Raw genomic sequence first — 25,719 nt, 5'->3', positions numbered from 1 at the left:
GTTTGCCGGATCCGTTGTTCTGATGTTGTGACAGCATCGATGCGAATTGTGCGCTGAGGCTCTGTTTTCGGCCATCCCCCATTTGTGGGAACCGGGCCGTTTTCTTGGTGAATAAAACCCGAAAATCCCCTCGGAATCCAAGAACGGCCTCGTGACCGACATCCGGGCGCGCGAAATCTCCGCCAGCTCAGCAGACCAGCGGCAGCTGGCCTGCCTCGCCATCCGTCAGACCGGCAGGTCCACCACGAAGCGCGCGCCGCCGCCGGGACGGTCCTCGCAGCGCACGCGGCCCCCGTGGCGCTCGATGATCGTCTTCACCAGCGACAGGCCCAGGCCCACCCCGCCTTCGCGTTCGCTGGCGCCGGGCAGGCGGTAAAAGGGCTCGAAGATGCGCGCGCGCTGATCGGCGGGCACCCCGGGGCCCCGATCCTCCACCCAGAGTGTCACGCGCGGTGCGCCCTGCCCCGGGGCAGACGTGGGCGCAAAGATGCTCAGGCGCACCTGCGAATCGGCCGACGCGCCGACATGGCCATAGCGGCGCGCGTTTTCCAGCAGATTGCGCAACACCCTGCGCAGCAGGCGGGCCTGGCCGTGCACCAGCACGGGCGTGGCACCGGCCGCGATCTCCAGGTCGGCACCGGTGCGCGCGCATTCTTCGGCCGCCAGGCCCACCAGGTCGACCTCTTCCGTGGGGCCGAGCGCGCTCGCGTCGCGCGCGTCGATCAGGTCCAGCCGGCTCGCCAACAGGATCTCGTCGATCAGCTGGTCGAGTTCTTCGATGCTGCGGGCGATCTCGGCGCGCTGCGGCGCCCTTGCGTTGTCCTTGTCGAGCAGCTCCAAGCCCATGCGGATGCGGGCCAATGGCGAACGCAGTTCGTGCGAGGCATTGGCCAGCAAGGCCTTGTGCGATTGCAGCAGTGTCTGCACCCGTTCGGCCGCGGCGTTGAAACGGGTGGCCAGAAACGCGACCTCGTCCTGCCCCTGCATGGGCAACCGGGTGGAGAGGTCACCGTCGCCCCAGCGCTCCACGCCCTTCTGCAGCGCTTCGAGGCGCTTGGTCAGGCGCCGCACGATGGGGTAGGCGCCCAGGGCCACGGCGAAAGCCACCAGGCCGAGCAGCCAGGCAAACCCGGTCGGTGTCTGGAACCACTCGGGCGCGCGGCGCCCCGGGTTGTTGCCCCCGGACGGGCGGGGCGGGCGCGGCAGCAGCACGTACAGGGTCTGCCCATCCTTCATCACCACCTCGAATTCCCAGCCCTCGCCGGGAATGCTGACCGCCCGCGCAGGCGCCTGCCCCACGATTTCGCGCGCGCCATCGCGCACGATGATCGTGCGGGTCACCCGCGCCTCACGCTCGGCGCGGTCTTCGTCCAGCGCCTGCTGCCACAGCCAACCCGTGACCAACGTCAGCACCGTGACCGCGGCGACCACCGCCAGCCAGATGCGGACGTACAGCCGGGAGCCGAAGAGCGAACTCATTCCTGCTGCTTCGCGAACACGTAGCCCACGCCGCGCACCGTGAGGATGCGCTTGGGGTCCTTGCTGTCGGCCTCGATGGCGTTGCGGATGCGCCCGATGTGCACGTCGATCGAACGGTCGAAGGCTTCGAGCTCGCGGCCGCGCACCGCTTCCATGATCTGGTCGCGCGTGAGCACCCGGCCCGCGCGCTCGGCCATGGCGACCAGAAGATCGAACTGGTAGGAGGTCAGCTCGCAGGGCTGGCCGGCCACCTGCACGGTGCGGGCGTCGCGGTCGATGTCGAGCGAACCGAAACGCAGCACCGGCGTGGAGCGCGACACAGCCGCGCTGCCGGTGGGCTCGCCGCGGCGGCGCAGCACGGCGCGCACGCGCGCGAGCAGCTCGCGCGGTTCGAAGGGTTTGGGCAGGTAGTCGTCGGCGCCGAGCTCCAGGCCGATGATGCGGTCCATGGGGTCGCCCTTGGCCGTGAGCATGAGCACCGGCACGCGCGCGGCTTCACCCGGCATCGAACGGATGCGCCGGCAGACCTCCAGCCCATCGATGCCGGGCATCATCAGGTCCAGGATCACCAGCTGCGGCTGAATGAGCTGCAACTGCTCCAGGCCGGCTTCGCCATCGCTGGCGTGGGTCACCTCGAAACCCGACTGGCCCAGGTACTCCACCACCATCTGCGCGAGGCGGCCGTCGTCTTCAATCATCAGCAGGGGAGCGTTCATGGTTTTCAGTGTAGCGGCGGGCGCCGGAGCCCATCATCGTGTCAGCGCTGTGTGAAGCGGGCTTTCGGGTCACGTAAAGTCATGTAAATGGCACCGCCCACCCCGCCCCCCACCCTGCCTGCCGGTTCGCTGGCCGCTCTGCTGCGCCAGCAGGCCCAGGCAAGACCGCAGGCGACGGCGCTGCGCTGGCGCGAGCCGGGCCAGGCCAGCCCCGACCCGCGCTGGGGCCAGCTGTCGTTTGCCGAGCTGGCCCGGCACGCGGACGCGCTGGCGCAGGGGCTCGCGCGCGCCCACGGCGTGCGCGAGGGGGACCGCGTGGTCTGGCTGGGTTTGAACCACCCGGCGCAGATCGCCCTGCTTTTCGCGCTGGCGCGGCTGGGCGCGGTGCTGGTGCCGCTGAACCACCGCCTCTCGCCCGCCGAGTGGGCCGCGCTGCTGCAGGATTGCCGCCCCGCCCTGCTGGTGCACGACACGGCGCTGGCCGCCGCGGCCCGATCGCTCGCCCACCCCGCCACGCTCCACCTGGACGGCCTGCCGGTCGATCCCGTGGCCGACGGCGCAGGCGAGCAGGGCAGCGCCGACCACCCGGCGCTGCTGGTCTACACCTCGGGCACCATGGGCGCGCCCAAGGGTGCGGTGCACACCCAGGGCAACCTGCTGGCCAACATGGCGATCGCCGCGCAGGTGCAGGGCCTGAGCGAACACGACACGGTGCTCACCGTGCTGCCGCTGTTCCATGTCGGTGGCCTGTGCATCCAGACCTTGCCCGCGCTCTCGGTGGGCGCGCAGGTGCTGCTGCACAGCCGATTCGACGCCGGCACCACCCTGCGCAGCCTGCACGACGACCGTCCCACCCTCACGCTGCAAGTGCCCGCCACGCTGCAGGCGCTCACCACGCACACCGACTGGTCCGGCACCCACCTGGGCAGTCTGCGCGCCATCTGGGCCGGCTCCAGCCTGCTGCCCGCCCCGCTCATCGAAGCCTGCCACGCGCGCGGCGTGCCGGTGTGCAATGTGTACGGCAGCACCGAGACCGGCCCGTTCTCCATCGCCCTGCCGCCCGCCCATGCGGCCAGCCACCTGGGCGCCTGCGGCTGGCCCTCGCCCGGCGTGCAGGTGACGCTGCGCGACCCCGCCGGCCAGCCGGTGGGCGTCGGCGAAGTCGGCGAGCTGTGGCTGCGTGGGCCCAATGTGGTGCAACGCTACTGGCCCGACCAGCCGGCCTGCGACGCCGAAGGCTTCTTCCACAGCGGCGACCTCGCGCAACAGGCGGCCGACGGCAGCTTCACCGTGGTCGGCCGCGCCAAGGACATGCTGATCTCGGGCGGCGAGAACATCTACCCCGCCGAGATCGAGAACCTGCTGGTGCAGCACCCCTGGGTGGTCGAATGTGCGGTGGTCGGCCAGGCCGACCCGCGCTGGGGCGAGGCGGTGGTGGCCGTGGTGGTGCTGCGCGACGGCGCGGCCGAAGATTGGGCGGCCGCGCTGCAGGGCTTTCTGGACGGCCGGCTGGCGCGCTACAAGTGGCCGCGCCGATGGCACCGCGTGGCGGCCTTGCCCAAGACCGCGCTGGGCAAGGTGCAGAAGCCGGCCGTCAAGGCCCTGCTGGAAGCTTGAGCCTCAGGCCTTGGGCTCGACCGGTGCCAGGCGCGTCGCCAGCCAGATCAGCAGCAGCACCGGCACACCGAGGCAGGCCGTGGCGATGAAGAAGGTCGTGTAGTCGTAGGCATCCACGAAAGCGCCCGAGTAGCCCGCCAGCCACTTGGGCGCGAGCAGCATCATCGAACTGAACAGCGCGTACTGCGTGGCCGAGTAGCGCACATTGGTCAGGCCCGAGAGGTAGGCGATGAACGCCGCCGAGGCCACCCCGGCGCTGAGGTTGTCGGCGGAAATCACCAGAATCAGCGCCGTCACGTCGTGCCCGTGCCCCGCCAGCCAGGCGAACAGCAGGTTGCTCGCGGCCGAGAGCACGGCGCCCAGCATGAGCACCCGCATCACGCCCAGGCGCAGCGACAGCGCACCACCGATGAAGGCGCCGACCAGCGTCATGATGACGCCGAACACCTTGGTCACGGCCGCCACCTCGTCCTTGGTGTAGCCCATGTCCACATAGAAGGGGTTGCGCCATGATGCCCATCACCACGTCGCTGATGCGGTAGACGCCGATCAGCGCCAGGATCAGCAGCGCCTGCTTGCCGTAGCGCCGCAGAAAGTCGGCGAACGGCTCGATCAGCGCGCCGCGCAGCCAGTCGGCGGCGTTCTTCGCGGGAGGCAAGGCCACGCGCGCGGGTTCGCGCGAGAACAGCACCGTGAGCACCCCCACGAGCATGCTCGCGGCCATCACCAGGTAGGCGGTGGTCCAGGCCGCCTGCTGGTAGAGCGCGCCGGGCGCGGTGGCCCCGGCGGCGGGGGCGATTTCCGCGCGGGCGGCGATCCACAGCACGCCCGCCCCGGCCCAGATCATGGCCAGCCGGTAACCGGTCTGATAGGTGGCCGCCAGCGCGCCCTGGTGGCGCACGTCGGCCGATTCGATGCGGAAGGCGTCCAGCGCGATGTCCTGCGTGGCCGAGGCAAACGCCACGGCCAGGGCGCACCACACGACCAGCTGGAGCTCGGTGCGCGGATCGGCCAGCGCCATGCCCACCAGCGAGGCCATGATCAACGCCTGAGACAGCAGCAACCAGCTGCGCCGCCGGCCGAGCCAGCGCGTGAGCAGCGGAATGGGCAGGCGGTCCACCAAAGGCGCCCAGCACCATTTGAAGCCGTAGGCCAGGCCGACCCAGCTCAGGTAGCCGATCGTGGTGCGGTCCAGCCCGGCCTCGCGCAGGCGAAAGCTCAACGTGCCCAGCACCAGCAGCAGCGGCAGGCCGGCGGAGAACCCGAGCGCGAACATGCGCAGGCTGGCCGGCTCCAGGTACACCCGCAAGGTCTCGCCCCAGGTGGGTCGGGCGGTGGTGTCAGCGTCCGTGGGGGCAGTCTGCGGCAAGGTGGGGGGCACGGACATGGAAGTGGATAAAAGGAAAAAAGGTGCAGGCACAAATGCCCGGCTTTGTCTATTATTCACGCATGTGCCTGCTCTGCGACCTGAAGTCCCCCGCCCCTGAGACCCCTCGGCCCGAACACGTGTGGTCGGCCCGCCGCGCCTTCGTGCTGGCGGGCACCGCCGCCGCCGCGGCGTCGGCCCTGCCGGCCGTCGCGCAGGTGAACGTGGGCGAGGGCTCCACGCTGCGCAAGCTGGTGCCGGCCGATGAGCTGGAAAACGCCGCCGGCCAGCAGTACGGCCAGATGATGGCCGAGGCCAACGCCAAGAAGGTGCTGATGCCCGACGGCCACCCGCAGGTGCAGCGCCTGCGCACCATCGCGCGCCGCATCATTCCCCACTCGGCGCAATGGAACAAGCGCGCCACGCAGTGGAAGTGGGAAGTCAACCTGATCCAGAGCACGCAGATCAACGCCTTCTGCATGCCGGGCGGCAAGATCGCGTTCTACACCGGCATCCTGGAAAAGCTCGGCCTCACCGACGACGAGACCGCGATGATCATGGGCCACGAAATGGCGCATGCGCTGCGCGAGCACGCCCGCTCGCGCGTCGCCAAGAGCAACGCCACCGGGATCGGCCTGTCGATTGCGGCACAACTGCTGGGCCTGGGCCAGCTGGGCGACGTGGCCGCCAACCTCGGCACGCAGCTGCTCACCCTCAAGTTCAGCCGCGAGGACGAGACCGAGGCCGACCTGGTGGGCCTGGAACTCGCGGCCCGCTCGGGCTACCAGCCGCGCGCCAGCGTGAGCCTGTGGCAGAAGATGGCCGCCAACGGCGGGGGCTCGGGCGCAAGCTTCCTCTCCACCCACCCCAGCGGCCCTGATCGCATCCGCGAACTGGAAGCCAACGTGCCCAAGGTGCAGAGCCTCTACGAACAGGCCCGCAAGGGCTGAGCTCAGGTCCCGCGCACGTACGGGTTGCTCTGGCGCTCCCGGCCGAAGGTGCTCTCCGGCCCATGGCCGGGAATGAACACCGTGTCGTCTCCCATGGGCCAGAGGCGGCCCGTGATGCTGTCGATCAGCTGCTGGTGATTGCCCTGCGGGAAATCGGTGCGACCGATGCTGCCGGCGAACAGCACATCGCCCACGAAGGCGCGCTTGGCCTGCGGCGAATGAAACACCACGTGGCCCGGCGTGTGCCCCGGGCAGTGCCGCACGTTCAACGTGCAATGGCCGATCTGCACCGTGTCGCCATCGGCCAGCCAGCGCGTGGGCGTGAAGGCCTCGGCCGGTGGAAAACCGAACATCGCGCCCTGCTGCGGCAGGCCCGAAATCCAGAACTGGTCGCCCGGGTGCGGGCCGATGATGGGCAGGCTCAGGCGGCGCGCGAGTTCGGCCGTGCCACCCGCGTGGTCGATGTGCGCATGGGTCTGCCAGATGGCCTTGAGCTTCAGGCCCAGCCGCTGCACCTCGGCCAACAGGCGCTCCAGGTCACCGCCGGGATCGATGACCGCCGCGTCCATGGTGTCGTCGCACCAGACGAGGGAGCAGTTCTGCGCGAACGCGGTGACGGGAACGGTGTGGTAGCGGAGCATGGATCGGGACTGGTCTTTGCGAATCAGGATGGAACGCCGTCGAACGGGCGACCGTACTTTAAACGCCAGGCATCTGACGATTCGAAGGCCGCCCGGGATCGTCAGAGGTCCAGAACCAGACGGGCCGATTTGGCCCGAGAGCAGCAAGGCAGGAACTGGCTGTTGGAGGCCTGCTCCTGCGGTGAGAGGTACAGGTCGCGGTGATCCGGTTCGCCCGCCACGACGCGCGTCAGGCAGGTGCCGCACACACCCTGCTCGCAGGAGGTCGGCACAGGCACGCCCGCCGCGGCCAGCGCGGCGGTCACGGATTGGTCCGCCGGCACGTGGATCACGCGACCCGAGCTGGCCAACTGAACCTCGAAGCCGCCGTCATCGCTCTTCTGGACCGGCCGGGCGTTGAAAAACTCATGGTGCAGCCGGTCCTCGGGCCAGCCGGCCTGGCGGGCCGTGGACAGCACGGCATCCATGAAGCCTTGCGGGCCGCAGGTGTACAGGTGAACGCCGCGCCGAGGGTCCCGCAGCAGCTCGCCGATGTCCAGCCGCTGATCAGAGGCGCCATCGTCAAAGTGGAACGCCACCCTGTCCGCGTAGCCAGAACGGCCGATGCGGTCCCGGAAGGCCATTCGCTCCACGGAGCGCGCGCAGTAGTGCATCTCGAAGGGGTGCTGCAGGGCCGAAAGCCGGTCGGCCATGCACAGGAGCGGCGTGATGCCGATGCCGCCGGCCAGCAGCAGCGACGAGTCGGCCGCGTGCGCCAGGGGAAAGTGGTTCTTCGGTGCGCTGATGGAGATCACATCGCCGGTTTGCACGGACTCGTGCATGGCCCGGGATCCCCCACGGCCATGGGGATCCTTGAGCACCGCGATCTGGTACCGGTGCGCCTCGGCAGGATCGTTGCACAGCGAGTACTGGCGGGTGAGGCCATTGGGAAGAAAGACATCGATGTGCGAGCCGGCGGCGAACGCCGGCAGCACCGAAGCCCCCTCGGCCCTCAATTCGAACAGGGCGATGTCGCGCGCCAGGGGTTCTTTGCGCATCACGCGAACGCGCAGGGGATTGGAACAGGTGGTCATCGTTGAAGCTCTCGCGCGGGACGGGCCGAACCGGACGCGCCCTGGGACAGACCGATCAAGGCGTCGAGCCGGGTCCGGTCGTTCAGCAGTTCCTCCGCGCGGCCATCGAAGCGCACCGCGCCTTGATCGAGCACGATGGCCTGGTCGCTGATCCGCAGGATGGCCTGGGGGTGCTGCTCGACGATGATGGCGCAGATGCCTTCATCGCGCGTGATGCGCCGGATGGCCCGCAGGAGCTCTTCCACGATGATGGGAGCGAGGCCTTCCAGCGGCTCGTCCAGCAGCAGCAGCCTCGGATTGAGCACCAGCGCCCGTCCCACCGCCAGCATCTGCTGCTCCCCGCCGGACAGTTGCGTGCCCAGGTTGGACTTGCGTTCCGCCAGCCGGGGAAACATCTCGTAGACGCGAGCCGGCGTCCAACGCCCCGGGCGGGCCACCGAGCTCAGGTTCTCATGGACCGTCAGCGATCTGAAGATGTTGCGCTCCTGTGGCACCCAGCCGATGCCCGAGGCGGCGCGCTGGTGCGAGGCCAGGCCCTGCAGCGATCGGCCGGCCAACCGGATGTGGCCGGCATGTTGGCGGGTCGCCCCCGCCAGGGTGTCGATCAGCGTCGTTTTCCCGACGCCGTTGCGGCCCAGCAGCGCCAGGGTGGCGCCTTCGTTCAAGGCAAACGACACGTGATGCAGCACAACGGCCTCGCCGTACCCCGCCGACACGTTCTCCAGTTGAAGCAGCGCGCTCATGCAGGGACCTCCTGTCCATGGCCGAGGTACACCTCGGCCACGCGCGGATCGCGGGCGATCTCGTCGGGCGTTCCTTCGGTGAGGACGCACCCGTTCACCAGAACGGTCATGCTGCGGGCGAAGCTGAAGACGAGGTCCATGTCGTGTTCAATCAGGAGCACCGACACGTCGTCCGGCAACGAGGCGACCGTTCGGAGAATCTCTTCCCGCTCCCCCGCCGGCACGCCGGCCACGGGCTCGTCGAGCAGCAGCACCCGGGGGCGGCAAGCCAGGCCCATCGCGATCTCGAGAAGGCGGCGCTTGCCATACGGCAACCGTTCCGTCGGCACATCGGCCACCGGCTCCAGATGGAACTGTTCGAGCAGGCGATCGGCCTCGCGCGCCACTTGCTCGCTGCGCCCCAAAGGGCGCCAGAACGACGCGCCGTCTCCCGCGCGCTGGGCGATCACGAGCGCCAGCGTCTCCAGAGGCGTCATGGATGGAAACAACTGGTTGATCTGGAAGGTGCGCACCAGGCCGCGCTTGACGCGTTCGTGCGGGGACAGCCCCGTGATGTCCTTCCCCTCGAGCACGATGCGCCCTTTCGTGGGATCCAGCACACCCGTCAGCAGGTTGACCAGCGTCGTCTTGCCGGCCCCATTGGGGCCGATCAGCGCATGCCGCGCGCCGCGTTCGATGCCCAGCGTCACGTTGCCGGTGGCGGTGATGCCGCCGAACTGCTTGACCAGCCCCTCGGCGGCCAGAACCACGTCCTTCATGCTTCACCTCCCACCTTGGTCGCGATCCCCTGTTGTCGTCGGGTCACTTTCCGCCAGGGCCCGAACCAGCGCCAGGGGCGCACCAGGCGATCGCGGCCGACCAGCACCAGCACCACCAGGAACAGGCCCAGCCAGAAGGTCCAGTACTGGGGTGTGAGGCCGGAAACCACTCCGTGCAGGGACTTGAAGACAATGGCCCCGATCACACCGCCGTACAGCCAGCCCGCGCCGCCAATGACGAGGATCAGGAGCACATCGGCCGAGCGGTGGAAGTCAAAGACATCCAGCGAGGCGAACGCAGAGGTCTGCGCCAGCAGCGCGCCCGACACGCCGGCGAGCGCCGCGCCGAGGGTGTACACGGCGGTCAGCCGCGAGTTGACCGGGATGCCGATGGCGGTGGCGCGCAGGCGGTTGTCGCGGATCGCTTTCATGGACATGCCAAAGGGGGAGTTCATCACCCGACGCACGACCAGGAAGCACACCAGCAAGACGGACAGCGCGTAGTAGGCGGCCGTGCGGCCCACCAGGTCGAATTCGAAGCGCCCGAGCACCGGCGCCATCGCGACACCTTGCAAGCCATCCGCCCCGCCGGTGAGCCAGTCCAGCTTGTTCGCCGCCTCGAGCAGGATCAACGAGGTGCCCAGGGTCACCATCACGCGGGTGAGATCGGTTCCCCGATGAACCGTGAAACTGGCCACAAAACCCAGCAGCGCCGCGGGCAACACCCCCATCACCAGCCCCAGCAAGGGGTCGGGATGCACATGCTTGGCGAACAACGCCGCCGCGTAGGCGCTCAGACCGAAGAAGGCCGCATGCCCCAGCGACACGATGCCGGCGTAGCCCAGAACCAGGTCCAGCGAGATGGCGAACAGCGCGACGATGGCGATCTCGCCGATGGCGTGTGCGTGCTGGGGCAGCAGGATCGGCGATGCGAAGGCCGCCACCCACAGCACGGGCTCCCACCAGCGCCATTGCGCGGCGCCCAGCAGCTTGCGCTGCGAGATGCAGATGGGGTTCATGCGCGCCTCCCTTGACGGACGAACAGGCCATGGGGGCGCCAGAGCAGGATGGCGATCATCAGGACGTAAACGATGAACGCGCCCATTTTGGGGATGTAGTACTTGCCCGCGACATCCGCCACGCCCAGCAGGATGGCAGCGATCAGCGGTCCGGTGACGGAGGAGGTTCCACCGACGGCCACCACGATCAGGAAATAGATCATGAACTTGAGCGGGAAGGTCGGGTCCAGCCCGAGGACTTCCGCGCCGAGCGCGCCCCCCAGGCCCGCAAGGCCGGAGCCGAACGCAAAGGTGGACAGGAACACCACATTCACGTTGATGCCCAGACCGGCGGCCACGCGCTGATCGTCCACGGAGGCGCGCAGGCGGGCACCAAAGCGCGTGGACGCCAGGATCCATTGCAGGACCAGCGTGACGGCGGCACACACGCCGATGATGAACAGGCGGTAGTGGCCCATGGCCAGCGTCAGATCGCCCGAACCGATCTCGGTGCGCCCCATCAGCCACTGGGGCAGCAGCACGTTTTGCGGCGAGGAGCCGAAGTGGTAGTCAAAGCCCGCCACCGCCATGAAGACCAGGCCGATCGAGAACAGCACGTGGTCCAGGTGGGAACGCTGGTACAGGCGCCGGTAGAGCGTGCCCTCCAGCACCGCGCCCAGGGCGGCCGCGACGAGGAAGGCGATGGGCAGACACAACAGGAAGGGCATCTCGGCCCGCTGCAGGAGCAGCACCGTCGTGTACCCCCCGACCATGGCGAAAGCGCCGTGCGCGAGGTTGATGAAGTTCATCAAGCCCATGGTCACCGAGAGACCCACCGCCAGGACGAACAGCAGCATGCCGTAGGCGATGCCATCGAACAGGATCGTCAACATGCTCTGTCACACCATCGCCAACTCGGGCGTGGTGTCTTCCATCATCAGTTGCGGCCGGTAGACGAAGTTCGGGTCCTCGTTTTCCTTCCTCACCAGCGCCTCGAGCAGGCGGCGCGCCCGGATCGGCGCCTCGTCCACCTTCAGGGCCACGCGCGGTACGGCGCCCCCGTGCCTGCTCACCTGCGACTGCTGGATCTTGAGCACCAGGGCATCCTCGTCGAAAGTCTGCTCGATCGCCCGGCAGACCGCCTGCGTCAGGCCCTCGTCGTCCAGGCGCCGGTTGCGGGCGACCGACCAGAAATAGTGGGTGGTCTTCTCGCTCTCCGGTGTGAGCAGGTGCAGGACATGGCTTCTGTAGGCGTGGTCCGCGGAGGTGCCCACCGGGTACACGCCGAAATCGGTCATGCAGATCGAGGGCGCCAGGCTGACGGCGGTCTGCCAGCGGTTGATCTTGCCCTGGTGATCCAGCACCATCGCGAAGAACGGCGGCGCGTCGATGTTGGGCATCTCGCGGTGCGCGTGCAGCAGGCCTTCGCCCTTGACCGTCACCTTGACGGGATAGCTGGGAATCGCTTCCTCGTCCTCCTGGCCGATGGTGCGCAGGTGCACCCAGCTTTCGTGTCCGAGATCCATCAGGTTGTCGACCGACAACTGGAAGCCCGCCTCCACATGGTGGTAACCACGCGACGGCGTCCATTCCGGGTGGTCGTTCCAGCGGATGTCGGGAACGAGGTCGGCGTCGGCGAGATCGGGCCTCCCCATCCAGATCCAGAGCAGCCCATGGCGTTGCGCCAACGGGTAGTTGCGCACACAGGCCTGCGCCGGGATGTGCGACTGACCCGGTGCCAGCGTGCACACACCTGTCACACCGAAGCGCATGCCGTGGTAGCCGCACTCGAGCTCGTCGCCGATGCGCTTGCCGGCGGACAAGGGCATGAGCCGGTGAGGACACATGTCCTCCAGCGCGGCGATGCGCCCATCGGAGTGCCGCAGCATCACCACGGGCGTTCCCAGAAAGGTGCGGGCAACGACCTTGCCGCCATCGAGTTCGTTCTGAAAGCCTGCGACGTACCAGGCGTTTTTCAACCAAGCCATTGAGATCTCCTGGGATCAGTTGCCGCGCCCGGGATCGCGCACGGCTTTCATGACATCGAACTCCACGTTGTAGAGCTCGCCCTCCTTGCGTTCGACGCGCCGGATGTAGACGTTCTGCACGATGTCTCGCGTCTGCGGATCGATCTGCACAGGCCCGCGCGGGCTGTCGAAGGATTGCCCTTTCATCGCGTTCAACAGCGGCTCGCCCCCCTTGCCGCCCGTGGACTTCAACGCGTTCGAGAGCACGCGCATGCCGTCGTACCCAGCCACGGCCATGTAGTTCGGCCGCTTGCCACCATTGGCCTTCTTGAAGGCCTCCACAAACGCCTGGTTTTCAGGCGAGGGGTGCGCGGCGGAGTAGTGGTGAGACGTGACCACCCCCAGGGCGACGTCGCCCATGTCGTTGAGGATGTCGTCTTCGGTCACGTCACCCGTGCCGATCAGCCGGATGCCGGCCTTGTCCAAGCCACGCGAGGCAAATTGCTTCATGAACTGGGTTCCCACACCGGCGGGCAGGAAGACGAACACGGCGTCGGGCTTTTCGTCCCGGACCTTCTGCAGGAAGGGCGAAAAGTCGGGATTTCGCACCGGCACCCGGATGGCCTCCTTCACCGCGCCGCCACTGGCTTCGAAGCGCTTCTTGAAGGACAGCTCGGCGTCGATGCCCGGGCCGTAGTCGCTGACCAGCGTCACCACGCTCTTGATGCCGTTGCGGGGCGCCCACTCGGCCACGCCGACCGAGTTCTGCGGCAGGGTGAAGCTCACCCGCACAAAGAACGGGGACGCGTCGATGACGCTGGAGGTGCCCGCCGACATGACGATGGCCGGCGTCTTGCTCTGGGAGGCCACGGGCGCGACCGCAAGCGCCAGCGGCGTGAGCACGAAGCCCCCCAGCACATCCACCTTGTCGTTGACGACCATTTCCTGCGCGATGCGTTTGGCCTGGTCCGGCAAGCCGCCATCGTCCTTGACGACGAACTCGATCTTGCGGCCCGCCATCGTGTCGCCATGGCGGGTGAGGTAGAGCCTGGCGCCGGCTTCGATCTGCTTGCCGGTGGCGGCAAAGGGGCCGGTCAGCGAAAGGACCAGCCCGACCTTGACGGGCCCGGTCTGGGCGTGCGCGGGAGCCCCCGTGGCAAGGACCAGGAGGCCGGCGATCGCCACCAGCCCGTGGAGTCGGTATCGGAAGTTCATGAGGCGTCTCCTGCTGTCGATGGGTGAGAATGTAGTAGGACGCATACTGATATTCAGCATGCTGAACTTCAGTTTAGTGAATTCCATTTCTCGTAAAATTGGGGCTAACCCTAGGGACACGTCATGAAGAGCCAACAACACCTCGAGGTCGACCTCAACGATTTGCCCGGGCACTACGCGCGCCGCATCCACCAGATCGTGGTGGCGTTGTTCGTGCAGGAGATGGGCGACATCAATGTCACGCCCGTGCAGTACTCGTCGCTGCAGACGATCTGCAAGTCGCCGGGCATCGATCAGGGCACGCTGGCCCGGACCATCGGCTTTGACACGTCGACCATCGGCAATGTGATTGACCGCCTGGAATCCAGAGGGCTGGTCAAACGCGAGGTGTCACCGACGGACAAGCGGGTCCGTCAGGTCACGGCGACGTCAGAGGGTGAGCAATTGCTGGCCAAGGTGGTCCCCCCCATGCTGCGCTCGCAGGACCTGTTTCTTGAGCCGCTCCCGCCCAAGGACCGCAAGGAGTTCATGCGGCTGATGCACGAGCTGATCGAAGCGCATGCATCGAAGGGGCGCGGCTACAGCCTGCCCCCGTCGGACTGAGCCGCCCGCCCGGCCCCGGAGGGTTACAACGCGCTGCGCTGCTTGAGCGACAGCACCGACAGGCCGGCGGCGATGAAGGTCAGGCCCGCGCCCACGTTCACGCCGCGCACCATGCGCGGTCGCGCCTGCAGCCAGCCCGCCAGGCGGGACGCGAAGCCGCCCATGAGCGCGAAGATCACCGCCGTCATCAGCGCGAAGATCGCGCCGTAGACCAGCATCTGCACCACCACCGGGCCGCGCCCCGCGCTCACGAACTGCGGCAGGAAGGCCAGCACGAACAGGCCCGGCTTGGGGTTGAGCACGTTGGACAACACGCCCGTGAGCAGCACCTTGCGCAGCGGCACGCGCGCCGAGGGCTGGAACGAGATCAGGTCACCGGCGACCAGCGCCTTGTAACCCAGCCACAGCAGGTACAACGCGCCCACCACCTTCACGGCCCAGAACGCCTCGGGCGAGCCCTGGATGATGAGCGACAGGCCGAAGGTGGCCGCGAGCGTGTGGAACAGGATGCCCAGTCCCGCGCCGAAGGCCGAGAGCGCGGCGGCCAGTGGGCCCTGGCTCAGGCCCCGGCCGATGGCCAGGATGTTGTCGGGCCCGGGCGACACCACCACCAGGGTGCAGGCGGCCACGTAGGCCAGCAGGATCTCCGTCGGGAACATGGGCCGCTCCTTCGCTCAGTGTTGGAAGTCGTATTCGATCGTCAGCGGCGCGTGGTCGGAAAACTTCTCGCCCTTGTAGATGGACTCGCTGCGCGCGAGCGCTGCCATGGCCGGCGTGGCGAGGTGGTAGTCCAGCCGCCACCCGACGTTGTTCGCGTAGGCCTGGCCCCGGTTGCTCCACCACGTGTAGCAGGTGTCGGTGGTGTCGGGCTGAAGCCGGCGGTAGACGTCCACCAGCCCGGCCTCGTCGAGCAGCTTGGTCATCCAGGCGCGCTCCTCGGGCAGGAAGCCGCTGTTCTTCTGGTTGCTGCGCCAGTTCTTCAGGTCTTTCTGCTGGTGGGCGATGTTCACGTCGCCGCACAGGATGAACTCGCGCCCGCCCTTGAGCGCCTGCAGGTGGGGGTAGAAGCCATCGAGAAAGCGGTACTTGGCTTCCTGCCGCTCGGGGCCCGAGGAGCCGCTGGGGAAATAGACGCTCAGGATGGAGAGCTTGCGCTGGGGCGTGTCGAAGCGCAGCTCGGTGAAGCGGCCCTCGGCGTCGAACTCGGTTGAACCGTAGCCGATGATCACGTCGCTCGGCTCGTGGCGGGTGTACACCGCCGTGCCCGAGTAACCCTTTTTCTGGGCGTAGTGGAAGTGCCCCTTGAGGCCGGCGATTTCTTCAAAGCGGCCGCTCACATCGGCGGCCTGGGCCTTGACCTCCTGCACACAAATACAATCGGGCCGGTGCGCGGCGAGCCATTTCTCCAGCCCCTTGGTGGTGGCGGAACGGATGCCGTTGAGGTTGAGGCTGGTCAGTTTGAACAAGGATGTCTCCATGGTGTTGGATACAGGCGCGGCGAAGGCCGGCGCGCCCGATGCTGCGCTCGCGCAGGAATTCGTGCAGTTTTGCGTCGATGCCGGCGTGTTGCGCTTTGGTGAATTCAAGACCAAGGCCGGGCGCATGAGCCCGTATTTCTTCAACGCCGGTCTGTTCGACGACGGCGCCAAGCTGGGCCGGCTCGCACAATTCTATGCAAAAGCCCTGGTCGCCAGCGGCATCGAGTTCGACATGATCTTCGGCCCGGCCTACAAGGGCATTCCACTGGGCGCGGCGGTGTCCATCGAGCTCGCGCGGCTGGGCCGCAATGTGCCCTTCGCCTACAACCGCAAGGAAGCCAAGGACCATGGCGAAGGCGGCACCCTGGTCGGCGCGCCGCTCAAGGGCCGCGTGCTGATCGTCGACGACGTGATGTCCGCCGGCACCGCGGCGCGCGAATCCATCGCGCTGATCCGCGCCGCCGGCGCCACGCCGCACGCCATCGCGATCGCACTGGACCGCCAGGAAAAGGCCACCGAGGTCGGCGCCGACGGCCAGGTGCGCGACGTGGACCACAGCGCCGTGCAATATGTCCAGCGCGAGCTGGGCATGCAGGTCTGCACGATTGCGAGGCTGGCCGATTTGCTGCACTATTTGACCGCCCGCTCTGGCGGCGAGTTCGATTCGCACCGCGAACGGGTGCTGGCCTACCGGCAACGCTACGGCGTGTCCTGACCCTTCTTCCACGATGACCCTGCACCACCCCCTGTTCTCCGTTCTCTCCCGCCGCCTGTGGCTGGCCGGTGGCGCGCTGTTGCTCGGCGGGGGCCTGTGGGACACGGCACACGCGCAGGCGGGCATGTACACCTGCAAGGATGCCAAGGGCAACACCATCGTTCGAGACCGCCCCATCGTCGAATGCCTGGACCGTGAGCAGCAGCAGCTGGGCAACAGCGGCACCGTGCGCAAGACGCTGCCGCCGAGCTACACCGCCGACGAGCGCGCCAGGCTCGACGCCCAGCGCAAACAGGAAGAGGAACAGCGCAGCCGCCTGCAGGAAGAAAAGCGCCGCGAACGCGCCCTGATGATCCGCTACCCCAACCAGGGGGTGCACGACAAGGAGCGGGCCGACGCCCTGGCGCAGATCGACGAGGTCATCGGCGCGGTGAACAAGCGCGAGCTGGCGCTGGTGGCGCAACGCAAGGACATCAACGTCGAGCTGGAGTTCTACCAGAACGACGTCAGCAAGGCGCCCAACTGGCTCAAGCGCAAGATCGAAGACAACGAGAAGCAGATGGTGGTGCAGAAGCGCTTCCTGGACGAGCAGGTCCAGGAAAAACAGCGCATCAACGCCCGCTTCGACGAAGAGCTGGCCAAGCTGCGCCAGCTCTGGACGGCCGCGGGCGGCAACCGCACCGGCGTCGGCAGCCCGGCATCCGCCGGGCGCTGACCCTCAACCGAGTTTCTGGCGCAGCAGGTCGTTGACCTGTTGCGGGTTGGCCTTGCCCTTGCTCGCTTTCATGGCCTGGCCGACCAGGGCGTTGAAGGCTTTGTCCTTGCCGGCGCGGAACTGCTCGACCATCTCGGCGTTGGCGGCCATCACCTCGTCGATGATCTTCTCCAGCGCGCTGCTGTCGTTCATCTGCTTGAGGCCCTTGGCCTCGATGACGGCGTCGACCTCGCGGCCCTCGCCGGTCCACAGGGCGTCAAAGACCTGCTTGGCGGCGTTGTTCGACACCGTGCCGTCGGCGATGCGCCCGATCACGGCCGCCAGTTGCGCCGCGCTCACCGGCACGCCGGCGATGTCGCGTTCCTCGGCGTTGAGCCGGCGCGAGACCTCGCCCATGATCCAGTTGCTGACCAGCTTGGCCTGGCCGCTGGCCTGGGCCGCCGTCTCGAAGTAGGCGGCCATCGCCGGGCTTTGCGTGAGCGTGGTGGCGTCGTACTCGGGCAGGCCGTAGTCGCGCACCAGGCGTTCGGCCATCGCGCGCGGCAGCTCGGGCATGGCGGCCTTCACCTGGTCCACCCAGTCGCGCGCGATCACCAGCGGCGGCAGATCCGGGTCGGGGAAGTAGCGGTAATCGGCCGCGTCTTCCTTGGTGCGCATGGCACGCGTCTCGCCGGTGTCGGGATCGAACAGCACGGTGGCCTGCTGGATCGCGTGGCCGTCCTCGATCTGCTCGATCTGCCAGCGCACCTCGTAGTCGATGGCCTGCTGCATGAACTTGAAGCTGTTCAGGTTCTTGATCTCGCGGCGCGTGCCCAGCGGCGCGCCGGGCTTGCGCACCGAGACGTTGGCGTCGCAGCGGAACGAGCCTTCCTGCATGTTGCCGTCGCAGATGCCGATCCAGGTGACGATCTTGTGCAGCTCCTTCGCGTAGGCCACGGCCTCGGCGCTGGAGCGGATGTCGGGCTCGGTCACGATCTCAAGCAGCGGCGTGCCGGCGCGGTTGAGGTCGATGCCGCTCTGGCCGATGAAGTCCTCGTGCAGGCTCTTGCCCGCGTCTTCTTCCAGGTGCGCGCGCACCAGGCGCACGGTCTTCTTCTCGTCACCGAGGAAGAACGAGACCTCGCCGCCCTGCACCACCGGGATCTCGAACTGGCTGATCTGGTAGCCCTTGGGCAGGTCGGGGTAGAAGTAGTTCTTGCGCGCGAACACGCTCTGCTCGGCGATGTGCGAACCGAGCGCGAGCCCGAGGCGGATCGCGAGTTCGACGGCCGCGCGGTTCATGACCGGCAGCGTGCCGGGCAAAGCCAGGTCCACCGCGCAGGCCTGCGTGTTGGGCTCGGCGCCGAAGGCCGTGGGCGCGCGGCTGAAGATCTTGGATTGCGTGGCGAGCTGGGCGTGGGTCTCGAAACCGATCACCACCTCGTAGCCGCCGACCAGAAGGGATTTGCTGGAACTCATGTCAATAGCCTTGCGGAGCGCGGGTGTGCCAGTCGGTCGCCTGCTGAAAGGCGTGCGCGGCCTGCAGCAGCGGGCCTTCCTGGAAATGGTTGCCCACAAGCTGCAGGCCCACCGGCAGGCCACCCGCGCCGAAGCCGGCGGGCACGCTCATGCCGGGCAGGCCGGCGAGGCTGGTGGAGAGGGTGTAGATGTCGGCCAGGTAGTTGGCCACCGGGTCGTTGCTCTTTTCGCCGAGCTTCCAGGCCACGGTGGGCGCCACCGGGCCGGCGATCAGGTCGCACTGCGCGAACGCGGCCTGGAAGTCCTGCGCGATCAGGCGGCGGATCTTCTGCGCCTGCAGGTAGTAGGCGTCGTAGTAGCCGTGGCTGAGCACGTAGGTGCCGATCATGATGCGGCGCTGCACCTCGGGCCCGAAGCCTTCGCTGCGCGACTTCTTGTACATGTCGGTCAGGTCCCCGTACTGCGCGGCGCGGTGGCCGAACTTCACACCGTCGAAACGGCTGAGGTTGGAGCTGGCCTCGGCCGGCGCAATGATGTAGTAGACCGGGATGGAGAGCTCGGTGCGCGGCAGCGAGACCTCGACCAGCGTGGCGCCGAGCTTTTCATACTCCGCCAGCGCGGCGCGCACGGTGGCGAGCACGTCGGGCGCGCAGCCTTCGCCGAAGAATTCCTTGGGCAAGCCGATGCGCAGGCCCTTGAGCGGCTGAGCGGCGGTGGCGCCTTCGCGCGGCTGGCCGAGCAGCGCGGTGTAGTCCTCGGCCGGGTGGTCCAGGCTGGTGGAATCGCGGTCGATGTCGGGGCCGGCCATGGCGCTGAGCAGCACCGCGCAGTCGGCGGCGCTGCGCGCCATCGGGCCGGCCTGGTCCAGGCTGGAGGCGAAGGCCACCATGCCGTAGCGCGAGCAGCGGCCGTAGGTGGGCTTGATGCCGGTGATGCCGCAGAAGCTCGCCGGCTGGCGGATCGAGCCGCCGGTGTCGGTGCCGGTGACGGCGGGTGCCAGGCGCGCGGCGACGGCCACGGCGGAGCCGCCCGAGGAGCCGCCCGGCACGCGCGTGGTGTCCCAGGGGTTGTGCACCGCGCCAAAGGCCGAGTTCTCGTTGCTGCCGCCCATGGCGAACTCGTCGCAGTTGAGCTTGCCCAGCGTCACCGCGCCCTGCGCGGCCAGGCGCCGCACCACGGTCGCGTCGAACGGGCTCTGGTAGCCCGCCAGCATCTTCGAGCCGGCGGTGGTGGCGAAGTCCTTGGTGACGAAGATGTCCTTGTGCGCCAGCGGCACGCCCAGCAGCGGCGTGCGTTCGCCGGCGGCGATGCGCGCGTCGGCCGCGCGGGCCTGGGCCAGCGTGGCCTCTTCATTGAAGGAAAGGTAGGCGCCGAGCGCGCTGTGCTGCTTCGCGCGCGCCAGCAGGTGCTGGGCGGCCTCGACGCTGCTGGTTTTCTTGTCGGCGATGGCGGCGGCCAGCTCGCTCACGCCCAGGATGTGCAGATCGTTCATTCGATCACCTTGGGCACGAGGAACAGGCCGCGCTCGACCGCCGGGGCGCTCTTCTGGTTGGCTTCGCGGTCGTTGGGCTCGCTCGCCACGTCCGGGCGCAGGCGCAGCGAGACGTGGTCGATCACCGCCGTGGGATGGGCCAGGGGCTCCACGCCGGTGGTGTCCACCGCGTTCATCTGCTCGACGATGTCGAAGAAGCCATTGAGCTGGATGCGCATGGTCTCGCTCTGCGCGCCGGAGAGCTCCAGGCGCGCGAGGTTGGCGATGCGCCCGATGTCGGACGGGGTCAGGGACATGGCAAAAGAGGGTTCCGGATGGGGAAGAGACGCACCGTCTGCGGGTTTTCCGCCCTGAAACGGCTTGTAACTGGACAAAATGCACCCTGTTTGCGCGCAGTTGTACACAGGGGATACGGTATTATCCAAGGTTTAACGGCAGCGCCCGTGCCGTTGCGGTTTTCGCCTAGGAATCAACCACTTAGCACCGATGCCCGGCCAACGACCCGGCCCCATACCCGGCGACGAGCGCGCACAGCCGCGCCCGTGCCCCACAGGACCCATGCACCATGTTTGAAGCTTTCCGTCGGCAATTTTCGACCGACCTGGCCATCGACCTCGGCACCGCCAACACCCTCATCTACGTTCGCAACAAGGGCATCGTGCTCGACGAGCCCTCCGTCGTGTCCATCCGCCACGAAGGCGGCCCCCAGGGCAAGAAGACCATCCAGGCGGTCGGCCACGAGGCCAAGGCCATGCTGGGCAAGGTGCCCGGCAACATCGAGGCCATCCGCCCCATGAAGGACGGCGTGATCGCCGACTTCACCGTCACCGAGCAGATGCTCAAGCAGTTCATCAAGATGGTGCACCCGCGCTCGATGTTCAAGCCGAGCCCGCGCATCATCATCTGCGTGCCCTGCGGCTCGACCCAGGTCGAGCGCCGCGCCATCCGCGAATCGGCCCTGGGCGCCGGCGCGTCCGAGGTTTACCTGATCGAGGAACCCATGGCCGCGGCCATCGGCGCCGGCCTGCCGGTGTCGGACGCCTCCGGCTCCATGGTGGTCGACATCGGCGGCGGCACCACCGAGGTGGGCGTCATCAGCCTGGGCGGCATGGTCTACAAGGGCAGCGTGCGCGTGGGCGGTGACCGCTTCGACGACGCCATCATTGCCTACATCCGCCGCAACTACGGCATGCTGATCGGCGAGCCCACGGCCGAAGCGATCAAGAAGCAGATCGGCTCGGCCTTCCCCGGCAGCGAAGTCAAGGAAATGGAAGTCAAGGGCCGCAACCTCTCCGAGGGCGTGCCGCGCAGCTTCACCATCTCCAGCAACGAGATCCTCGAAGCCCTGACCGATCCGCTCAACAACATCGTCACGGCCGTGAAGATGGCGCTGGAGCACACGCCGCCCGAGCTGGGCGCCGACATCGCCGAGCGCGGCATGATGCTCACCGGCGGCGGTGCGCTGCTGCGCGACCTCGACCGCCTGCTGGCCGAAGAAACCGGCCTGCCGGTGCTGGTGGCCGAAGAGCCGCTCACCTGCGTGGTGCGCGGTTGCGGCATGGCCCTGGAGCGCATGGAGCGCCTGGGCACGATCTTCACCAGCGAATAAACCCCGGCCGCCGCCCGGCGGCCGCGCCTCCCCACCACCGACCAGACCCCTCCGAGCGCCATGCCACTGGGCACCCTGGACCGCACCCCGCCCCCGTTCTTCAAGCAGGGTCCGTCGGCCCTGTCCAAGCTGGTGGTGTTCAGCGCCCTGGCGCTGTTCCTGATGGTGGCCGACCTGCGCTTTCGGCTCACCGAGCCGATCCGCACCGCCATGGCCGTGGTGCTCTACCCCGTGCAATGGGCGGTGCTGCAGCCGGTGCAGCTGGCCTCCATGGCGGGCGGTTACTTCACCTCGTTGCACGCCGCGCAGAAGAGCGAAGGCGAGGCGCTGCAGCGCCTGGCGGTGCAGGCCGAGCGCAGCCTGCAGCTGGAGCAGATCACCCTGGAAAACCAGCGCCTGCGCGAACTGCTGGCCATGCGCGAGCGCATCGGCACCCAGGCCATCGGCGCCCAGGTGCTGTACGACGCGGCCGACCCCTACTCGCGCAAGATCGTGATCGACCGCGGCCAGACGCACGGCATCGAGGCAGGTTCCCCGGTGGTCGATGAAAGCGGCGTGCTGGGCCAGGTCACGCGGGTCTACCCGCTGGTGGCCGAGGTCACGCTGCTGATCGACCGCGACCAGGCCATTCCCGTGCTCAACACGCGCACCGGCGTGCGCAGCGTGGCCTACGGCCAGCCGTCCACCAGCGGCGACGGCCTGGAGCTGCGCTACACCCTGGCCAGCGCCGACATCGCCGAAGGCGACCTGCTCTCCACCAGCGGCGTGGACGGCGTCTACCCCGCCGGCCTGCCGGTGGCGCGCGTGACCCTGGTCGAGCGCCAGGCCGAGTCGTCCTTCGCGCGCATCCAGTGCGAGCCCCTGGCCCGCGTGCAGGGCACGCTGCACGTGCTGGTGCTGGGCTCCATCGCGGCCTCGGTTCCGCCCTCCCCCCTGGCCGAAGCCGCCGACACCCCCCGCCCGGCGCGCGCCAACCGCCCGGGTGTCCGGAGCACCGCGCCATGATCATGCGTCCCGGCCAGCAGCTGCTGCTGCCCGCCAACCCCGGCTTCATCTGGTTCAGCCTGCTGGCCGCGCTGGTGTTCAACATGCTGATGAACATGGGCCTGTTCGGCCGCGCCGCCTGGGTGCCCGATCTGCTGGCCGTGGTGCTGGTGTTCTGGAGCGTGCACCAGCCGCTGCGCATCGGTGTGGGCGTGGCCTTTGCCTTTGGCCTGGCCATGGACGTGCACCAGGGCGCCCTGCTCGGCCAGCACGCGCTGGCCTACACCGCGCTGGGCTTCCTCGGCATTTCCATGCACCGGCGCCTGCTCTGGTTCAGCGTGCCCAACCAGTCGGTGCAGGTGCTGCCGCTGTTCGTGGCCGCGCACGTGCTCGAACTGCTGGTGCGCATGGCCGCCGGTGGCAGCTTCCCCGGCGTGTTCTACCTGCTGGCCCCGGTGATCGAGGCCGCGCTCTGGCCGGTGGTGAGCGTGCTGCTGCTGGCGCCGCAGCGCCGCGCGCCCAACCCCGACGACAACAGACCTCTATGAGCACCCCCCGCGCCGCCTTCGGCGTCACCCCCCAAGGGGCGCCAGCTGCGGCCCGGCAAAGCCGGTTCCGCGCTGGCACTGGCCGCGGGTCGGCAAACTCACGCGGTCTTTGCCATCTCGGATAAAACACGGTCATGACGGAAATCCGCAACGTCGAAGCCGATCTGGCGCAGTTCCGCACCCGGGCGCTGCTGATCGGCCTCACGGTGGTGTTCGCGTTCGGGCTGATCGCCTCTCGCATGGTCTACCTGCAGGTGATCCGCCACGAGGACCTGGCGGCGCAGGCCGAGAGCAACCGCACGGCCGTGCTGCCGGTGGTGCCCAACCGCGGGCAGATCCTGGACCGCAAGGGCCGCATCCTGGCCACCAACTACTCGGCCTACACGCTGGAGATCACGCCCTCGCGCGTGGAGGACATGGACGCCACCATCGCCGGCCTGAGCGAGCTGGTGGAGGTCACGCCGCGCGACCAGCGCCGCTTTCGCAAGCTGCTGGAGGAGTCGCACCGCTTCGACTCGCTGCCGCTGCGCACCCGCCTGACCGACGTGGAGGTCGCGCGCTTCACGGCGCAGCGCTACCGCTTCCCCGGCGTGGACGTGCGCGCGCGCCTGCTGCGCCAGTACCCCAACGGCGAGGTGGCGAGCCACGTGATCGGCTACATCGGGCGCATCAACCAGCGCGAGACCGAGCTCATCGCCGACTGGCCGGAAGAGGACCAGGCCAACTACCGCGGCACCGAATACATCGGCAAGCTCGGCGCGGAGCAGAGCTACGAGCGCGAGCTGCACGGCATCACCGGCTTCCAGCGCGTGGAGACCTCGGCCGGCGGGCGTGCCGTGCGCTCGCTGGCCAACACGCCGGCCACGCCGGGCAACGCCGTGGTGCTGTCGATCGACATCCAGCTGCAGAAGCTGGTGGAGGACATGTTCGGCGAGCGGCGCGGCGCGCTGGTGGCGATCGACCCGCGCTCGGGCGAGGTGCTGGCCTTCGTGAGCAAGCCCACCTTCGACCCCAACCTGTTCGTCGAGGGCATCGACGTGGAGAACTGGCGCGCGCTCAACGAGTCGATGGACAAGCCTTTGCTGAACCGGGCCCTGCGCGGCACCTACCCGCCCGGCTCCACCTACAAGCCCTTCATGGCGCTGGCCGCGCTCGAAACCGGCTCGCGCAGCGCGAGCCTGGTGATGAACGACCCCGGCTACTGGATGTTCGGCGGCCACCGCTTCCGCAGCCACGGCGACGGCCTGGGCGCGGTCGACATGCACCGCGCCATCGTCAAGTCCAGCAACACGTATTTCTATTCGCTGGCCAACGACATGGGCGTGGACACCATGCACGACTTCATGAAGCCGCTGGGCTTCGGCCAGATCACCGGCATCGACCTCAAGGGCGAGGTGCGCGGCGTGCTGCCCAGCCAGGCCTGGAAGCGCAACACCTACAAGCGGCCCGAGCAGCAGCGCTGGTACGCGGGCGAGACCATCTCGCTGGGCATCGGCCAGGGCTACAACAACTTCACCATGCTGCAGATCGCGCACGCCATGGCGACGCTGGCCAACGGCGGCATCAAGTACAAGCCGCACCTGACCATGGCGACCGAGAACGTGATCACGCGCGAGCGCGTGCCGCTGCCCGGCCCGCCGCCCGAAAACCTCGGCTTCAAGCCCGAGAACGTGCGCATCGTGCTCAACGCCATGCAGGCCGTGACCACCGAAGGCACCTCCACCCGCGTGTTCGCCGGCGCGGGCTACGCCAGCGGCGGCAAGACCGGCACGGCGCAGGCCGTGACCATCGGGCAGAAGGAGCGCTACGACGCGCGCCGGCTCGAAGAGCACCAGCGCGACCACTCGCTGTACCTGGCCTTCGCGCCGGTGGACCAGCCGCGCGTGGCGCTGGCGGTGATCGTGGAGAACGCCGGCTTCGGCGCGGCACACGCCGCCCCGATCGCGCGCCGCGTGTTCGACTACTTGCTGATGGACCAGTACCCCAACCCGCAGGACCTGGCCGCCGTGCGCGTGGGCCAGGCCAGCGCCCCCATCGGCACGCCGCTCAAGGCCAGCAGCCTGCCCTGGCCGCCCGACGCCCCGGTCGCGCCCTGAGGGCCCGCGCTACAGCACGCCCGGGTTGGCCCGCCACATCGCCCAGGTGAGCGCGCTCGCGAAAGCCACCCAGGCCAGGTAGGGCCACAGCAGCCACGCGGCCAGCGGGCGCACGCGCCGGAACAGCGCGATCGCCGTGGCGATCAGCACCAGCAGCAACAGCACATCGGCCAACGCCCAGGCCCCCCGGTGCCAGGCAAAGAACAGCCACGACCACAGCGCGTTGACCGCCAGTTGCAACACGAAGACGACCAAAGCCGGTGCCCGCGACGGCTGGGCCGGCTCGCGCCAGACCAGCCACGCGGCCACCGCCATCAGCCCATACAGCAGCGACCACACCGGTCCGAACACGCCCGCCGGTGGCGCCCAGCCGGGCCGGTTCAGCTGCGCATAGAACGACGCGGCCTCCACCGACGCCAGGGCACCCAGACCCCCCGCCAGCAGCACCAGCGCCAGCCAGCCCATAAAACCCAGGGTCTGTGCACGGATGGAGCGAGA

General features: G+C 68.4%; 25 protein-coding genes and 1 pseudogene. 9 read left to right on the top strand and 17 right to left on the bottom strand.

The features are described 5' to 3' along the window. Nucleotides 1-225: 225 nt before the first annotated feature. Entirely contained in the window at nt 226-1,479 is a 1,254-nt protein-coding gene (locus tag ACFJI0_RS25215; protein WP_382163266.1) for an ATP-binding protein, read from the bottom strand. Next, a complete protein-coding gene (locus ACFJI0_RS25210; protein WP_382163268.1) occupies nt 1,476-2,195 on the bottom strand; it encodes a response regulator transcription factor in 720 nt (239 codons plus the stop codon). The genes ACFJI0_RS25215 and ACFJI0_RS25210 overlap by 4 nt, the downstream gene beginning before the upstream one ends. A gap of 87 nt (nt 2,196-2,282) precedes the next feature. Here ACFJI0_RS25210 and ACFJI0_RS25205 point away from each other — a divergent pair, with 87 nt between their 5' ends. Continuing rightward, nucleotides 2,283-3,812 (top strand): class I adenylate-forming enzyme family protein, encoded by a 1,530-nt coding sequence (locus tag ACFJI0_RS25205; protein WP_382322789.1) that lies wholly within the window; start codon nt 2,283-2,285, stop codon nt 3,810-3,812. A gap of 3 nt (nt 3,813-3,815) precedes the next feature. Here ACFJI0_RS25205 and ACFJI0_RS25200 read toward each other — a convergent pair. Then, a pseudogene (locus ACFJI0_RS25200) lies at nt 3,816-5,199 on the bottom strand (AmpG family muropeptide MFS transporter). Between the two features lie 62 nt (nt 5,200-5,261). Between ACFJI0_RS25200 and ACFJI0_RS25195 the strand changes: the two are divergent. After that, entirely contained in the window at nt 5,262-6,128 is an 867-nt protein-coding gene (locus ACFJI0_RS25195; RefSeq protein WP_382322788.1) for a M48 family metallopeptidase, read from the top strand. Between the two features lie 2 nt (nt 6,129-6,130). Here ACFJI0_RS25195 and ACFJI0_RS25190 read toward each other — a convergent pair whose 3' ends face one another. The 8 genes from ACFJI0_RS25190 to ACFJI0_RS25155 form a co-directional block, all read right to left on the bottom strand. Beyond that, nucleotides 6,131-6,769 (bottom strand): MBL fold metallo-hydrolase, encoded by a 639-nt coding sequence (locus ACFJI0_RS25190; protein WP_382322787.1) that lies wholly within the window; start codon nt 6,767-6,769, stop codon nt 6,131-6,133. A gap of 101 nt (nt 6,770-6,870) precedes the next feature. Further along, the gene (locus ACFJI0_RS25185) at nt 6,871-7,806 is read right to left on the bottom strand and encodes a PDR/VanB family oxidoreductase (protein WP_382322786.1); all 936 of its coding nucleotides are present in this window, start codon (nt 7,804-7,806) and stop codon (nt 6,871-6,873) included. A 32-nt stretch (nt 7,807-7,838) separates the two neighbouring features. Continuing rightward, nucleotides 7,839-8,585, bottom strand: coding sequence for an ABC transporter ATP-binding protein (locus ACFJI0_RS25180; protein ID WP_382322785.1), 747 nt, complete (start codon nt 8,583-8,585; stop codon nt 7,839-7,841). Next, nucleotides 8,582-9,343, bottom strand: coding sequence for an ABC transporter ATP-binding protein (locus tag ACFJI0_RS25175; RefSeq protein WP_382322784.1), 762 nt, complete (start codon nt 9,341-9,343; stop codon nt 8,582-8,584). The genes ACFJI0_RS25180 and ACFJI0_RS25175 overlap by 4 nt, the downstream gene beginning before the upstream one ends. Next, nucleotides 9,340-10,362, bottom strand: coding sequence for a branched-chain amino acid ABC transporter permease (locus tag ACFJI0_RS25170; RefSeq protein ID WP_382322783.1), 1,023 nt, complete (start codon nt 10,360-10,362; stop codon nt 9,340-9,342). The genes ACFJI0_RS25175 and ACFJI0_RS25170 overlap by 4 nt, the downstream gene beginning before the upstream one ends. Further along, nucleotides 10,359-11,234 (bottom strand): branched-chain amino acid ABC transporter permease, encoded by an 876-nt coding sequence (locus ACFJI0_RS25165; protein WP_382322782.1) that lies wholly within the window; start codon nt 11,232-11,234, stop codon nt 10,359-10,361. The genes ACFJI0_RS25170 and ACFJI0_RS25165 overlap by 4 nt, the downstream gene beginning before the upstream one ends. A gap of 6 nt (nt 11,235-11,240) precedes the next feature. After that, nucleotides 11,241-12,329, bottom strand: a complete 1,089-nt coding sequence (locus ACFJI0_RS25160; RefSeq protein ID WP_382322781.1) for a Rieske 2Fe-2S domain-containing protein — start codon at nt 12,327-12,329, stop codon at nt 11,241-11,243. A 15-nt stretch (nt 12,330-12,344) separates the two neighbouring features. Beyond that, nucleotides 12,345-13,523: an ABC transporter substrate-binding protein gene (locus tag ACFJI0_RS25155; protein ID WP_382322780.1), complete on the bottom strand. Its 1,179-nt coding sequence runs from the start codon at nt 13,521-13,523 to the stop codon at nt 12,345-12,347. Nucleotides 13,524-13,646: 123 nt separating this feature from the next. Between ACFJI0_RS25155 and ACFJI0_RS25150 the strand changes: the two genes are divergently transcribed. Further along, nucleotides 13,647-14,126, top strand: a complete 480-nt coding sequence (locus tag ACFJI0_RS25150; RefSeq protein WP_382322779.1) for a MarR family winged helix-turn-helix transcriptional regulator — start codon at nt 13,647-13,649, stop codon at nt 14,124-14,126. Between the two features lie 23 nt (nt 14,127-14,149). Here the strand turns inward: ACFJI0_RS25150 and ACFJI0_RS25145 are convergent, their stop codons facing one another. Both ACFJI0_RS25145 and ACFJI0_RS25140 read right to left on the bottom strand, forming a co-directional pair. After that, a complete protein-coding gene (locus ACFJI0_RS25145) occupies nt 14,150-14,785 on the bottom strand; it encodes a LysE family translocator (RefSeq protein ID WP_382322778.1) in 636 nt (211 codons plus the stop codon). A 15-nt stretch (nt 14,786-14,800) separates the two neighbouring features. After that, complete coding sequence (locus ACFJI0_RS25140; RefSeq protein ID WP_382163282.1) at nt 14,801-15,592, bottom strand: exodeoxyribonuclease III; 792 nt, start codon at nt 15,590-15,592, stop codon at nt 14,801-14,803. 10 nt (nt 15,593-15,602) lie between these two features. Between ACFJI0_RS25140 and pyrE the strand changes: the two genes are divergently transcribed. Together pyrE and ACFJI0_RS25130 are read left to right on the top strand one after the other, a co-directional pair. After that, a complete protein-coding gene (gene pyrE, locus ACFJI0_RS25135) occupies nt 15,603-16,319 on the top strand; it encodes an orotate phosphoribosyltransferase (protein ID WP_382163284.1) in 717 nt (238 codons plus the stop codon). A gap of 13 nt (nt 16,320-16,332) precedes the next feature. Continuing rightward, nucleotides 16,333-17,034 (top strand): DUF4124 domain-containing protein, encoded by a 702-nt coding sequence (locus ACFJI0_RS25130; protein ID WP_382322777.1) that lies wholly within the window; start codon nt 16,333-16,335, stop codon nt 17,032-17,034. Between the two features lie 3 nt (nt 17,035-17,037). Here ACFJI0_RS25130 and gatB read toward each other — a convergent pair whose 3' ends face one another. The 3 genes from gatB to gatC are packed head-to-tail and all read right to left on the bottom strand — an operon-like array spanning nt 17,038 to nt 20,280. Further along, on the bottom strand, nt 17,038-18,492 hold the full coding sequence (gatB, locus tag ACFJI0_RS25125; RefSeq protein WP_382322776.1) for an Asp-tRNA(Asn)/Glu-tRNA(Gln) amidotransferase subunit GatB: 1,455 nt from the start codon (nt 18,490-18,492) through the stop codon (nt 17,038-17,040). Nucleotide 18,493: 1 nt separating this feature from the next. After that, a complete protein-coding gene (gatA, locus tag ACFJI0_RS25120) occupies nt 18,494-19,984 on the bottom strand; it encodes an Asp-tRNA(Asn)/Glu-tRNA(Gln) amidotransferase subunit GatA (protein ID WP_382322775.1) in 1,491 nt (496 codons plus the stop codon). Then, entirely contained in the window at nt 19,981-20,280 is a 300-nt protein-coding gene (gene gatC / locus ACFJI0_RS25115; protein WP_382322774.1) for an Asp-tRNA(Asn)/Glu-tRNA(Gln) amidotransferase subunit GatC, read from the bottom strand. The genes gatA and gatC overlap by 4 nt, the downstream gene beginning before the upstream one ends. Nucleotides 20,281-20,549: 269 nt before the next feature. Here gatC and ACFJI0_RS25110 point away from each other — a divergent pair, with 269 nt between their 5' ends. The 4 genes from ACFJI0_RS25110 to mrdA all read left to right on the top strand — a co-directional run bounded on the left by ACFJI0_RS25110 (nt 20,550) and on the right by mrdA (nt 25,221). Beyond that, a complete protein-coding gene (locus ACFJI0_RS25110) occupies nt 20,550-21,593 on the top strand; it encodes a rod shape-determining protein (protein WP_066269288.1) in 1,044 nt (347 codons plus the stop codon). A gap of 60 nt (nt 21,594-21,653) precedes the next feature. After that, a complete protein-coding gene (gene mreC, locus ACFJI0_RS25105; protein ID WP_382322773.1) occupies nt 21,654-22,598 on the top strand; it encodes a rod shape-determining protein MreC in 945 nt (314 codons plus the stop codon). Then, nucleotides 22,595-23,125 carry a rod shape-determining protein MreD gene (mreD, locus tag ACFJI0_RS25100; RefSeq protein WP_291118056.1) on the top strand — a complete coding sequence of 177 codons (531 nt, stop codon included), beginning with the start codon at nt 22,595-22,597 and terminating at the stop codon, nt 23,123-23,125. The genes mreC and mreD overlap by 4 nt, the downstream gene beginning before the upstream one ends. 134 nt (nt 23,126-23,259) lie before the next feature. Continuing rightward, nucleotides 23,260-25,221, top strand: coding sequence for a penicillin-binding protein 2 (gene mrdA / locus ACFJI0_RS25095; RefSeq protein ID WP_382322772.1), 1,962 nt, complete (start codon nt 23,260-23,262; stop codon nt 25,219-25,221). 9 nt (nt 25,222-25,230) lie between these two features. Here the strand turns inward: mrdA and ACFJI0_RS25090 are convergent, their stop codons facing one another. Beyond that, nucleotides 25,231-25,686 (bottom strand): TspO/MBR family protein, encoded by a 456-nt coding sequence (locus ACFJI0_RS25090; protein WP_382325833.1) that lies wholly within the window; start codon nt 25,684-25,686, stop codon nt 25,231-25,233. Nucleotides 25,687-25,719: the final 33 nt, after the last annotated feature.

The sequence above is a fragment of the Hydrogenophaga sp. UC242_53 genome (assembly GCF_042696965.1).
Taxonomy (GTDB): domain Bacteria; phylum Pseudomonadota; class Gammaproteobacteria; order Burkholderiales; family Burkholderiaceae_C; genus Hydrogenophaga.
Note: the sequence above shows the minus strand (reverse complement) of the source record. Positions and strands in the feature narration are given on the sequence as shown.